Annotated in this window: 9 protein-coding genes and 2 tRNA genes; 4 read left to right on the forward strand and 7 right to left on the reverse strand. The window is 34.6% G+C overall.

Translation table 11 applies throughout. The annotated features are described in order from the left end of the window. Positions 1-4 precede the first annotated feature (4 nt). The 5 genes from DFQ03_RS04595 to mutS form a co-directional block, all read right to left on the reverse strand. A complete protein-coding gene (locus tag DFQ03_RS04595) occupies positions 5-1,255 on the reverse strand; it encodes an NRAMP family divalent metal transporter (protein WP_133671827.1) in 1,251 nt (416 codons plus the stop codon). A gap of 48 nt (positions 1,256-1,303) precedes the next feature. Further along, positions 1,304-1,939 carry a SanA/YdcF family protein gene (locus tag DFQ03_RS04600; RefSeq protein WP_133671829.1) on the reverse strand — a complete coding sequence of 212 codons (636 nt, stop codon included), beginning with the start codon at positions 1,937-1,939 and terminating at the stop codon, positions 1,304-1,306. Positions 1,940-2,073: 134 nt separating this feature from the next. Further along, positions 2,074-2,160 (reverse strand) — tRNA-Leu (locus DFQ03_RS04605). Positions 2,161-2,202: 42 nt separating this feature from the next. Then, positions 2,203-2,274 (reverse strand) — tRNA-Gly (locus tag DFQ03_RS04610). Between the two features lie 97 nt (positions 2,275-2,371). Next, a complete protein-coding gene (gene mutS, locus DFQ03_RS04615) occupies positions 2,372-4,954 on the reverse strand; it encodes a DNA mismatch repair protein MutS (RefSeq protein ID WP_133671831.1) in 2,583 nt (860 codons plus the stop codon). A gap of 165 nt (positions 4,955-5,119) precedes the next feature. Between mutS and DFQ03_RS04620 the strand changes: the two genes are divergently transcribed. Next, positions 5,120-5,650 carry an RNA methyltransferase gene (locus DFQ03_RS04620; protein WP_133671833.1) on the forward strand — a complete coding sequence of 177 codons (531 nt, stop codon included), beginning with the start codon at positions 5,120-5,122 and terminating at the stop codon, positions 5,648-5,650. Between the two features lie 118 nt (positions 5,651-5,768). On the opposite strand, the gene folK is transcribed toward DFQ03_RS04620, so the two are convergent. Next, positions 5,769-6,911 (reverse strand): 2-amino-4-hydroxy-6-hydroxymethyldihydropteridine diphosphokinase, encoded by a 1,143-nt coding sequence (gene folK, locus DFQ03_RS04625; protein ID WP_133671835.1) that lies wholly within the window; start codon positions 6,909-6,911, stop codon positions 5,769-5,771. 71 nt (positions 6,912-6,982) lie between these two features. Here folK and sppA point away from each other — a divergent pair, with 71 nt between their 5' ends. The 3 genes from sppA to DFQ03_RS04640 are packed head-to-tail and all read left to right on the forward strand — an operon-like array spanning position 6,983 to position 12,234. Then, on the forward strand, positions 6,983-8,743 hold the full coding sequence (sppA, locus tag DFQ03_RS04630) for a signal peptide peptidase SppA (protein WP_133671837.1): 1,761 nt from the start codon (positions 6,983-6,985) through the stop codon (positions 8,741-8,743). Positions 8,744-8,746: 3 nt separating this feature from the next. Continuing rightward, positions 8,747-9,463 carry a queuosine precursor transporter gene (locus DFQ03_RS04635; protein ID WP_133671839.1) on the forward strand — a complete coding sequence of 239 codons (717 nt, stop codon included), beginning with the start codon at positions 8,747-8,749 and terminating at the stop codon, positions 9,461-9,463. 32 nt (positions 9,464-9,495) lie between these two features. After that, positions 9,496-12,234 (forward strand): AsmA-like C-terminal region-containing protein, encoded by a 2,739-nt coding sequence (locus tag DFQ03_RS04640; RefSeq protein ID WP_133671841.1) that lies wholly within the window; start codon positions 9,496-9,498, stop codon positions 12,232-12,234. Here the strand turns inward: DFQ03_RS04640 and DFQ03_RS04645 are convergent. Beyond that, positions 12,227-13,021, reverse strand: coding sequence for a DUF2797 domain-containing protein (locus tag DFQ03_RS04645; RefSeq protein WP_133671844.1), 795 nt, complete (start codon positions 13,019-13,021; stop codon positions 12,227-12,229). The two genes, DFQ03_RS04640 and DFQ03_RS04645, sit on opposite strands and share 8 nt — an antisense overlap. Positions 13,022-13,061 lie beyond the last annotated feature (40 nt).

Consider the following 13,061-nt stretch of genomic DNA (forward strand, 5'->3'; position numbering starts at 1 on the left):
ACTATTAGATAATAATGATATAGAAATAGTACAGCGCAAAACAAGACAAGAATAAAATTCCGACGTAGGTGAGCATTTTTAATTTCTTACCTGGTTGATATTTAAGTTCGAGGTCGTTACTGGTTACATTCTTTAAATTCATATAGCCTATTATTGGTGCGACTACGAAAGAAACAAATGTTGCCAAAGCTACCAAGTTACCCATATTAGCACTAAACGCTGCTATAACTACAAAATTGATAAGAGTTAAGACCAGTACTCCTATGGCGAATGCCGCTTTGGTAGTATACCATTTACTTTTTGGTTTCAATAATGATATAATATCTAAACTGACTCTAGCTAAAGCATCATGTGCTGTCATACAAGTACTGAACATAGTGGCAAATGCAGAAATGGCAATAAATAGATATGCCCATGATCCAATATGTTGTGTAAATAGCCGTACTACTTGATCTGCAAAGCTTATCGCATTATTACTGAGTTGTATGTTCGTGCCATATAAAGTATACCATCCTATAATCATAAAAAAGACAGCTATTATGGCGGTAATCGTATATCCAATACTGAATTCTTGCAGCGATTCTTTTAAGCTTGGTTTGTTTTGAGTTTTCCATTTTTCTATACTCCATAAACTGATCCAACTAGAGGCTTCTACACTAGTGGGCATCCATCCTATTAATCCTATTAAAAACAATATTCCCACTTCGTTGAAAATGGGTAGAGGTTTAAATTCTGGTACATGGCTTACAGGTCCTTTTAATAGAACTAAAATTGTTGTAACCAGTAACGCAACGAATAGTACGCTAACCACAAATTTTAAACTGATTTCCAAAAACTTGTATTTTCCAAAAATGAGTAGAACACTTATAATTAAAAATAGACTTAAGGCAACCATGGCGATAGAGCTATGACCTATGCCGAATAGGTTGATGAAGAGACCTGCCGTAACCGTATATAAAGCAGCTAAGATGGTGAATGTAGTAATGAGGGTAATAATGGCATAAAACCATAGAAAGCCTTTGCCACGGTTTAGATAGCCTTCTATTAAGGTTTTGTTCGTGACGTTGGTATAGCGTACACCAAATTCAAAAAAAGGGTATTTTAATACGTTCGCTAAAATAATAGGAATAACCATTAACCAGCCATATTGCGCTCCTGCTTTGGTAGATAAAACTAGATGAGATGTACCTATGGCCATACTGGCGAACAGAAGTCCGGGACCTAAGTTTTTTAGAATTCTTTTAATATTGAGCATGGTAATCGGTTTGGTTGGTGCTCTTAAATGTAGTCTATTTAATTCTACTTATTTTATTTCTATTGTAGTACCGTAAAATTTAGGCTGCGTATTTAGTGCCATATCTATAAACACTTTTACACGCGCAAGGTATTCTCTTATTTGAACTTTTAGACCTTGACTTGTAGAAACATCTTTTGCATTATAGCCAATGGCATTCAATCCTTTTTGCTTAGCTATGTAAATGGCTCTCTCATTATGGAACTTTTGAGAGATTACGGTAACGTCGTCTAAGCCGAATATAAACTTTGCCCTGAACATAGAATCTAGAGTGCGAAAACCTGCGTAGTCCAAGAATATTACTTTTTCTGGTATGCCCGCGTCTACCAAATCTTTTTTGAAGGTGTCAGGTTCGTTGTAATAAATGCTACCATTATCTCCGCTAACCAATATAAATTTGATCTTACCTACATTGTAAAGCGCTTTGGTCGCATTAATACGGTATGTGTAATACGGATTTGGAGAGCCGTCTGTTAATCTATTAGAGGTACCTAAAACAAGACCCACACGATTACTGGGAATAGAGGATATGTCGGTATATGTTTTATCTTCTGCAGTACTTGAAATAATACTATTACAGATAAATATGATTAGAATTAATGCTAATAGTAGTAGGCTGGATATTTTTAATATTTTTTTTAGCATATAATCTATATCGTAACTAAAGTTAGTGAATAACTACATGATTTAAATTTTTTTAAATTCTTTTTCACTTTAAGTTATCCTAAACGTTGCCCTAAAAAAGAAAACCCCTGAAATCAATTGATTTCAGGGGTTTGTGGTACTCGAGGCGGGACTTGAACCCGCACGCCCCAAAGAGCACAGGATTTTAAGTCCGGCGTGTCTACCAATTCCACCACTCGAGCATACTTGGCTTTGAAAAAAATGTTGACCGGCAACATTTTCTGAGCGAAAAACGGGATTCGAACCCGCGACCTCCACCTTGGCAAGGTGATGCTCTACCCCTGAGCTACTTTCGCAAATTTTAATGAACGTGCATCTCTTGAAAGATGCGGGTGCAAATTTAAAACATTTCTGTAAAAACCAAAGTAAAAATGTGCAAAAGAATTAAAAAAATTATGAAGTCGCCTTTTTGTCCTTGGTTAACAGCCTTTTAATCTCATTTAATTTCATCAAAGCCTCTACCGGAGTTAGTGTATCTATGTCTAAATTGGTGATTTCGTCCTTAATTTCTTCCAATAATGGGTCGTCTAAATTAAAAAAGCTGAGTTGCATTTCGTCAGAATCACTTTTTAATTTGTCTCCGACATCTTCACTAACATGTTTATTTTCCAGCTTTTTCAAAATTTTATTTGCCTTCTGAATTACTTGTTGGGGCATACCTGCCATTTTAGCTACATGTATACCAAAACTATGTTCACTGCCACCGGGGACCAATTTTCGAAGAAATAGGACAGTATCTTTTAATTCTTTAATAGCGACATTATAATTTTTAATGCGATTAAAGGTGTTGGTCATTTCATTAAGCTCATGATAATGCGTGGCAAACATCGTTTTTGCCCTAGCTGGGTGTTCGTGTAAGTATTCTGAAATCGCCCACGCAATTGAAATACCATCATAGGTACTTGTGCCTCGACCTATTTCGTCCAATAAAACAAGACTGCGTTCAGAAAGATTATTAAGTATAGATGCTGTTTCGTTCATTTCTACCATAAATGTAGATTCGCCCATTGATATATTGTCACTTGCGCCAACACGGGTAAATATTTTATCTACAACACCTATTTTAGCTTTTTCTGCAGGTACAAAGCTTCCCATCTGAGCAAGAAGTACTATTAATGCTGTTTGTCTTAATAAGGCAGATTTACCACTCATGTTCGGACCGGTAATCATTATAAATTGTTGATTGGATCGGTCTAGTTGTAAATCGTTAGCAATGTATTGTTCGCCTAAAGGCAATTGCTTTTCAATAACCGGGTGCCTGCCATCTATTATTTCTAAATCTGTAGAGTCATTTAAAGACGGACAATTATATGTATTCTCTTTAGCAAGTTGGGCAAAACCGCAAAGGCAATCTAATTGAGCAATTAGGTGCGCGTTGTTTTGTACAGGGGCAATGTACTCTTGCATCCATACTACTAATTGAGAGAATAGTTGTTGCTCTAATGTTAAGATACGGTCTTCTGCTCCTAGAATCTTTGCTTCGTATTCTTTAAGTTCTTCAGTAATATAGCGTTCTGCATTCACCAAAGTTTGCTTGCGCGTCCATGTTTCAGGTACTTTATCTTTATGGGTGTTTCTAACTTCTATGTAATATCCGAAGACATTATTAGAGGCTATTTTAAGGGAAGTTATGCCCGTTGCGGCGGTTTCCCTTTCAAGCATTTTATTTAGATAGTTTTTTCCTGATGTTGCTAATCCCCTAAGCTCGTCTAATTCTTCAGAAAATCCTTTTGCGATTGTACTTCCTTTTAAAATATTTACAGGTGCTTCTTCGCTAAGCATTTCTTTGATTTTTGCTCGTAGCAAATCGCAAGATTGTATTTGATCACCTGTTAAAGCCAGCGATTCGTTTTTAGAAGAGGTCGCTAATTGCTTAATGGGTATTAAGGCTTCTAAAGAATTTTTTAACTGTACGACTTCTTTAGGGTTTACCTTGCCTGTTGCAACTTTAGAGATCAAACGCTCTAAATCGCCCATTTGTTTAATATGATGCTGAAACTTTTCTAAAACAACCTCTTCATCATGTAAGAAAGAAACAATTTGCTGCCTCCTTTTGATTTTCTCCAAATTTTTAAGAGGTAGTGCAAGCCATCTTTTGATCATACGCCCACCCATTGGCGAGATGGTTTTGTCGATGACATCTAAAAGTGTCACTGCATTAACATATGTAGAATGGTAAAGTTCTAGATTTTTAATGGTGAATCGATCCATCCATATATAATCATCTTCAGCAATACGTTGTAGTTTTGAAATATGTTGCAACTGGCGATGTTGTGTTTCGCCTAAGTAATGTAATACCACGCCCGAAGCAATTATACCGCAGGTTAGATGATCGACACCAAAACCTTTTAAGGTATTGGTGTTAAAATGTGAGGTAAGGTTTTCTAGGGCATAATCTTCTTGAAAAACCCAATCTTCTAAATAGAAAAGATGATGATTTTTACCGAATACGTCTAAGAATTCTTTTTTGTGTGCTTTGGATATTAAAATCTCGTTGGGTGAAAAATTCTGTAGCAATTTGTCAATCTGCTCCTCGCTACCTTCTGAGGTCAAAAACTCACCAGTAGAAATATCAACAAATGCAATCCCTATTTTTTTTCTTCCGAAGTGAACGGCGCAAAGAAAATTATTGGTCTTGGAGTTTAAGATATCGTCATTCATTGCCACACCTGGTGTCACCAATTCGGTAACGCCTCTTTTGACAATAGTTTTAGTTTGTTTAGGATCTTCTAATTGATCGCATATAGCAACACGCTGACCTGCTTTCACCAATTTAGGTAAATAAGTATTTAATGAGTGATGCGGAAAACCGGCTAATTCTGTTCGCTCGCCACCATTATTTCTATTGGTTAGAATAATGCCTAATATGCGGGAAGCCTTTACTGCATCTTCACCAAAAGTCTCATAAAAATCGCCTACTCGAAATAGCAATAATGCATCAGGATACTTTGTCTTGATGGTGTTATATTGCTTCATTAAAGGGGTTACCTTTTTTGTCTTGCTTTTATCCGCCACTTTATCTTTATCTCATTAATTTTGCACCTTCACGAAAGTATGGTTTAATCACCGGAAATTTAATCATTGTTGATATTTCAGGATAAGTTTATGACCATATAAATTAATGAAATTGAATAGTAAAGTATGAGAAAATTAAGAAATGAGGAGTTAGATAGAATAGATGTTGAAGGTTATAAGCTTGCTGGTAAATCTCCTATAATTATTGTTCTTGATAATATAAGAAGTTTAAATAATATTGGATCGGTCTTTAGAACTGCCGATGCTTTCTTGATGGAAAAAATATATTTGTGTGGCATTACCGCTAAACCACCTCATAAAGATATTCATAAAACGGCATTGGGCGCCACCAATAGTGTCGATTGGGAGCATGTTGATGATACGATGGCTTTGGTCGAAAGATTGAAAGAAGACGGCTGTCATATTATATCGGTAGAACAAGCTGAAAAAGCAACACAGTTAAATGAATATATGCCCGCTAAAGGTAAAAAGCAGGTACTCATTTTTGGTAATGAGGTTAAGGGCGTTGCCCAAAATGTGGTTACTGCAAGTGATGAGGTTTTAGAAATACCACAATTTGGTACGAAGCATTCGTTGAATATTTCAGTAAGTGTTGGCGTTGTGGTGTGGGATTGTTGGAGTAAATTAAATGCATAAAAAAAGCCTGGTCGTAGACCAGGCTTTTTAGTATAGTTTGAGTTAGTTAGTTGCACGTATGCTAGCACAAGAAAAGATTTTCTTTTCATTTACACAAGAAATAATGCTATTTATATTGTCATAAATTAGCTAAGGCAAAGTCTTCGATCTTAGTTAAAACGGTTTCATAATCACCTTGATGACTCACAAAATCAAGTTCGCTTACATCTATAATGAGTTGATTTTCTTTGGGATATGTTCTTAAAAAGTCAAAATAACCACGATTAATTTTCTCAAGATAGGTGAGTTCTATATTCTGCTCATAGTCTCTGCCTCGCTTCTTTATTTGCTGTAGTAATCTTTCTGTTGTTTGATACAGATAAACGTATACTTTGGGCTTTTTAACTTCTTTGTACATAAAGTTAAACACCTTTCTGTAAAGGTCAAACTCATTTTGTTGAAGTGTAACCTTTGCGAATATTAACGATTTATAAATGTCATAATCGCTTACCATAAAACTTTTAAAGAGGTCAAGTTGATTGGTGTCTTCTGTAAATTGCTGATATCGATCAGCTAAAAAGGACATCTCTAAAGGGAAAGCATACCTCGCTTGATCTTCATAAAAATTAGGTAAAAATGGATTCTCGGCAAATCGTTCTAAAATCAATTTGGCATTGAAGTCGTCAGAAATTTTTGTCGCCAAAGTTGTTTTTCCCGCGCCAATATTTCCTTCAATAGCCACATATTCTAAACTAGCAAAAAACGTATGCCTGCTTTTAAAAAGTCTCTTTATCTGTTTTGTTATAGTGCTTTTGTCTTTACTTTCTTGCAGTAAATTTCTAGTGTCCTTATTGAATATGGGGTGATAAAATTGGGGAGTAATATCTGCAAGTGGTTTCAGAATAAACTTTCTGTCTTGCATTTTAGGGTGTGGAACCGTTAAGTTTTCCGTGTTAATAATATCTTTTTCATAATAGATGATATCAATGTCTAAAGTTCTGCTTTGGTAACTATCACCTTCATTTCTTTCTCTTCCAAAATCGGTCTCTATCGCCAATAATTTTGCTAAAAGGTCTTCTGGGGACAGCAGGGTCTGTAATTCTAAACACGCATTTAAAAAATCTTCACCTTCAAAACCCCAAGACGGAGTTTCATAGACAGCGGAAACTTGCCTTATTTCACCGGCTACCTTGCCAATTTCGAAAATAGCTTTTTGTAATATCAATTGACGGTTGCCTAAATTACTGCCAATAGATAAGAATGTTGTTTTGTATACTCCCATAATATTGGGACAAAATAACTAAAACATATCCACATTAGTTATCTTTGTTGATTATTATAATAAAGATTTAAATGAATTTTTTAAGAAATTTTCTTGCTTCCATTTTAGGTTCCCTGTTTGCATTTGGAATCATGTTTGTAATGTTTTTAATTTTTGTGAGCTTGGTTAGTAGTGGCGAAGACACCGTTTCTATTGAAGATAACTCTATACTTGAGTTGCAGTTGCAAAGACAAATTTCAGATTATACAGGTAGTAACGAATTAGACCCGTTCGCAGGTATTTTTGAAGAATCGCAAGGTTTAGATGAAATAATACAGGCTATTGAGGTTGCGAAAAATGATGACCGTATAAAAGGTATCAGTATTAACAACAACTTTATCATGGCTGGCTTGGCACAAACACAAGCTATTAGAAAATCATTAGAAGATTTTAAAGCTGAAGGTAAATTTATATACGCATATGCAGACTTTTTTATGCAACGCGATTATTATTTGGCTAGTGTTGCAGATTCTATTTTTATTAATCCGGTAGGGGTTTTGGACTTTAAAGGCTTGTCTACAGAGGTTCTTTACTATAAAGAGCTGCAAGAGAAATCTGGAATTAAGATGGAGGTTATTCGTCATGGAAAGTATAAAAGTGCTGTTGAACCTTATCTAGAAAATAACATGAGTGAAGCGAACAGAAGCCAATTAACTTCTTTACTTCAATCACTTTGGAATTCTATGATTTTAGATATTTCAAAAACACGTTCTATCTCAGAATCAAATCTAAATATCATTGCAGATACCTTAGGTGGTAGAACTCCGAAATATGCGAAACAATCAGGATTGATTGATGATGTTGTCTTTTACGATGAGTATGAGAGCAAGTTGGCAAATGCATTAAAAATTAAAAAAGATGAAGATATTAACTACAGTACTTTAGATGACTATGTTAAGTATTCTAACAAAAAAACATTAAAATCTGGTGATGATAAAATTGCCATTGTTTTCGCACAAGGTGAAATATTATACGGCGAAGGTGGTCCAAATATTATTGGTCAAGGTATTATAAACGAGGCATTGATTAAAGCACGTGAAGACGACAAGGTTAAAGCTATTGTTCTACGTGTTAATTCACCAGGCGGTAGTGCTTTGACTTCAGATATTATTTGGAGAGAAGTCGCGCTTGCCAAGAAAGTGAAACCTGTAATTGTATCTATGGGTAACGTTGCTGCATCTGGTGGGTATTATATTGCTGCTGGTGCTGATAAGATTTTTGCAGAACCAACTACAATTACTGGTTCTATCGGTGTTTTTGGAACTGTGCCAAATATGACCGAATTAGCTGGTGATATAGGTATCAATGCAGAGCAAGTTGGCACCAATAAAAATGCTGTAGAGTATTCACTTTTTGAGCCAATGCAAGAAAGTTTTAAAAATCAAATTCAAGAGAGTATAGAAGAAACCTACCAAACATTTCTGCAAAGAGTATCTGAAGGTAGAAATATGACCATGGCGCAAGTTGATAGTGTGGCACAAGGTAGGGTTTGGAGCGGTACTGAGGCATTAGAAGTTGGTTTAGTAGATGAGTTAGGTAATTTAGATGATGCTATTGAAGCGGCGGCGGAGTTAGCTTCTTTGAGTTCTTACGGAATTAAGAAGTTTCCGAAATATAAAAGCGGTTTTGAGCGCTTTATGGAAGATTTAGAAGGAGCCAGTATGCAAATCAAAGAGAATTTATTGAAAGATGAAATTGGCGATGAGGCATATAAAGTACTTAAAGAGCTACAGTCTTTTAAAGAACATAAGGGTATACAGGCTAGAATGCCATTTGCATTAGACATTAAATAATTTATGACCTTAAGAGATAGAAAACTAGCACAACGTATTTATCTGTATTTAGGGGCTTTATTTATCACTTCTTTAGTGGTTTCTAACCTCATATTTCAAAAGTTTTTTTATTGGAATCCCTTCGGGGATTTCACTGTTTTTGGGGTTTCGCTTTTTGAAGTATCCGTAGGTATTTTGCCTTACCCCATAACATTTTTAATAACAGATCTTATTTCGGAGATTTATGGTAGAAAAATGGCGAACCAGATTGTTACCGCTGGTATTTTTGCATCGTTCTTTTCTATGGGTATTATTCTACTTGCAGAAGTTGCTCCGGCAATTCCTTCTTCCCCTATAAACGATGAAACGTTTACGCAAGTTTTTGCGCTGTCGCCAATAGCTGTTTTAGCTTCTATGATAGCTTATTTGTTAGCGCAATATGTAGATGTGGCTATTTATCATTTCTGGAAAAAATTGACGAAAGGCAAACATTTGTGGTTGCGAAATAATTTTTCGACATTCCTCTCACAATTTCTTGATACGTTTACCGTTGTGGGGTTGTTATGTGTGTTCAAAGTATTACCGTGGGAGCTTTTTTTTGGTCTCGTAGTAAGCGGATTTATATTTAAGATTTTTATAGCATTTATTGACACTCCTTTTCTCTATTTCTTCGTATATATAATGAGAAAACGTTTTAATCTAAAGCCAAATGAAGAATTGGATTTAGATGTTTTAGATTAAAAACAGTAAATAAATCAGTATTAAAGTATACTATGGGAAAGAAAATATTGAAAATTGTTGGAGTACTATTATTGTTGTTGATTGCAGTTTTGATAGCAGCTCCATTTTTCTTGGAAGCTAAAATTGGAGATATTATTAAAAACAATGTTAATAATAATGTCAATGCTACTTTAGATTTTTCTGAAGCGAATTTAAGCTTGGTAAGTAGCTTTCCTAATGCCGAAGTAAACTTTAAAGATGTTATTTTAATTAATAACGCTCCTTTTGAAGGCGATACCTTGTTTAAGGCAAATAATTTAGATTTGACTATGGGTATTATGCAATTGTTTAAAGGTACCGGTGATGCCATTGCTATTAATAATATCAGTTTAGATGACGCATTTATTAATGTAATAGTTGATAAAGAAGAAAATGCAAATTATGATATAGCAAAACCTTCAGAGCCGACTGTCGCTGTTGAAGAATCTAGTACAACAGATGGTTTTAATCTGGATTTACAGTCATATGAAATAACAAATTCTAGAATTTATTATACCGATAATTCTACTGGCATAACTTTTAAGTTAGATGATTTTCAGCATAAAGGTACCGGAGATTTATCTTTGGCTACTTCTGAGTTAGATACCCATACAGATGCTTTTATTTCTTTGGAAATGGATAGTGTTAATTATTTGAACAAAAACAAAATTAAGTTAGATGCGCTTATAGGTATCGATTTAAATGAGAATAAATATTCTTTCTTAAAGAACGAAGCATTAATAAATCAGTTGCCATTGGTTTTTGATGGTTTTATTAAATTAAATGAAAGCAATCAAGAAGTAGATTTAACCTTTAAAACTCCTTCTTCAGGTTTTAAAAACTTTTTAGGGGTAATTCCAGAAATTTATTCGAAGGATATTGAAAATGTTACTACTACTGGAGATTTCACTGTTAATGGTAATTTTAATGGTATTGTTGATGAAACCCACATACCTAAGTTTCATATTGAACTAAAGTCGGATAATGCGTCATTTAAGTATCCAGATTTGCCGAAAGCGGTAAGTAACGTATTCCTTGATATTCAGTTAGACAATAAAACTGGTATTGTAGAAGACACCTATGTTGATATTAATAAGGCTTCTTTTATGATAGATGAAGATAAGTTCAACCTTACTTCAAATATAACTGAGCTTATGGGCAATACGAAAGTAAAAGCTCATATAGATGGCGCAATGAACTTAGCGAATATTTCGAAAGCATACCCAGTACCGGAAGAGTATGATTTAAAAGGGTTGTTGAAGGCAGATATTACTACAGCCTTTGATATGCAATCTGTTGAGAAAGAGCAATACGAAAACACAAATACTACAGGAGATTTAAGTGTGAATAATTTTGAGTACAACTCAGAAGAATTGGCGAACCCTGTAAAATTTAATGCCGCTCGTTTAACTTTCAATCCAAAGACTGTTACTTTAAATCAATTAAATGGTACCACAGGTACTACAGATTTTGATGCTACAGGTACCATAAACAACCTTTTAGGGTTTATGTTCAATGATGAAAAGGTAGAGGGTAACTTCAATTTGAAATCGAACTCTTTTGCTTTAAACGATTTTATGGTTGCTGAAACAAAAGTGCCTGCGACTACAAATGAAAGTAAATCTACTTCTGGTGGAGCGGTTCAAGAAGAAAAAATTAAAATTCCATCTTTCTTAGATGCGACAATTAATGCTGATGCTAAAAAAGTATTCTATGATGATATCGTGTTAAGTGATGTAAAAGGAGTTTTGAAGATTAAAGATGAAACTGCTACATTAAGCAATATGACTGCTGGTATGTTTGGTGGTAAAATTGGCTTTAATGGCGATGTGTCTACAAAAAATGAGACACCTACTTTTAACATGAAGTTGGACTTAAACCAACTAGGTATTCAAGAAACTTTTGCTTCTGTTGATTTGTTTAAAGCTATAGCGCCAATTGCGAAAATGTTAAATGGTAAATTAACATCAGATATTTCTCTGTCAGGTAATTTAACAAATGATTTAATGCCTAACTTATTGTCATTGACCGGTGAGATGTTTGCTGATTTAATGACAGAAGAAGTGAATACCGAACAGGCACCTGTTTTAAATTCATTGGTTTCTAAATTAAATTTTATTGATTTAAAACAGCTGAATTTAAAAGACTTAAAGACCTCATTGTCTTTTAAAGATGGAATCGTAGTTGTTAAACCTTTTACCTTGAATTATAAGGATATCGCCATAAATGTTGATGGTAGTCACTCATTTGATCAAAAGCTAAACTACAAGGCAACTTTACAGGTGCCTGCAAAATATTTAGGTTCAGATATTACAAATTTGATTGCCAAGATTGATGATCCATCATTATCAGAATTAACCATACCTGTGGTAGCTAGTATTGGTGGGCTATATAATAGTCCTACGGTTACTACCGATATGACATCAGGGGTAAAGCAGTTAACTAGTAAGTTGATTGAGGTTGAGAAACAAAAACTTATAACTAAGGGTACAGATAAGGCTAAAGATTTAATTGGTGGTTTGTTAAGTGGTAATAAAACATCGACAGATTCAACTAGTCAAGAGACTACTACGACTAAGTCTACTGCTAAAGATATTTTAGGCGGAATCTTATCTACGAAGAAAGATACTACCGCTACTACGTCTGTAAAGAAAGATTCTACTCCCGTTAAAGCAGAAGATGCTGTAAAAGAAAAAGCAAAAGATGTTTTAGGTGGTTTATTCGGGAAAAAGAAAAAGGATAGTACTAACTAATAGTTAAGCCTACATAGTAACCTTCGCTGCCTCTTACATTGAAAACGGTGTTGTCTTCAAAGATGAGGTATTGACCTTTTATACCTTTTAGCGTACCTTCAAAAGTGGGAGTTTTACTTAGGTTTAAACTTTTTACTTTTGTAGGATATTGTAGTACCGGAAATTCCAATTCGGTTTCTGCATTAGAATCTAAAAAATAGGGTAGTGCCTCTTCAGGTATATATTGTTTTAGTCTATCGCGCCATTCTTGAAGATTTTCATCAACAACTTTATTCGTAAGCATGGTGCGCCAATTGGTTTTGTCGCCCACATGGTCTTTTAGAGCAACTTCAGTTATACCTGCTAGGTATCTATTTGGTACTTCTACAATTTCTATGGCTTCATGAGCGCCCTGGTCAATCCATCTTGTCGGTATTTGCCCTTTTCTGGTTACACCTACTTTTACGTTGCTAGAATTTGCCAAGTAAACAATATGTGGTTGCAATTGCACCTTTTTCTCATAAGCTAAATCTCGATCTTCTTGGTCTAAATGGGCTTTGCTTAACTCGGGTCTCATAATCCAATCGCCTGCAGATGGTATTTCAAAAAAACATGTTTTACAGAAGCCTTGTCTGTAAATAGGGCGATCATTACCACAATTTAGGCATTGATGTTTAATGAATTCTATTTTTAATGTTTTGTCCAGAATTTGATTTACATTCAAAAAATCAGATTCGAATAACATATAATATTGAATCGGACTTCCTATTTCTGTCTGCATTTTTCTAAGTACTCCTTCGTATTGCATTTAAATCTTGCTTATTGAATTATCATTTGAAAATGATAGT

The sequence above is a fragment of the Maribacter caenipelagi genome (assembly GCF_004364175.1).
GTDB lineage: Bacteria > Bacteroidota > Bacteroidia > Flavobacteriales > Flavobacteriaceae > Maribacter > Maribacter caenipelagi.

Coding starts and splice junctions, on each gene's coding strand:
- DFQ03_RS04595 (WP_133671827.1), bottom strand. CDS start 1,255: ATGCTCAATATTAAAAGAATTCTAAAAAACTTAGGTCCCGGACTTCTG.
- DFQ03_RS04600 (WP_133671829.1), bottom strand. CDS start 1,939: ATGCTAAAAAAAATATTAAAAATATCCAGCCTACTACTATTAGCATTA.
- mutS (WP_133671831.1), bottom strand. CDS start 4,954: ATGAAGCAATATAACACCATCAAGACAAAGTATCCTGATGCATTATTG.
- DFQ03_RS04620 (WP_133671833.1), top strand. CDS start 5,120: ATGAGAAAATTAAGAAATGAGGAGTTAGATAGAATAGATGTTGAAGGT.
- folK (WP_133671835.1), bottom strand. CDS start 6,911: ATGGGAGTATACAAAACAACATTCTTATCTATTGGCAGTAATTTAGGC.
- sppA (WP_133671837.1), top strand. CDS start 6,983: ATGAATTTTTTAAGAAATTTTCTTGCTTCCATTTTAGGTTCCCTGTTT.
- DFQ03_RS04635 (WP_133671839.1), top strand. CDS start 8,747: ATGACCTTAAGAGATAGAAAACTAGCACAACGTATTTATCTGTATTTA.
- DFQ03_RS04640 (WP_133671841.1), top strand. CDS start 9,496: ATGGGAAAGAAAATATTGAAAATTGTTGGAGTACTATTATTGTTGTTG.
- DFQ03_RS04645 (WP_133671844.1), bottom strand. CDS start 13,021: ATGCAATACGAAGGAGTACTTAGAAAAATGCAGACAGAAATAGGAAGT.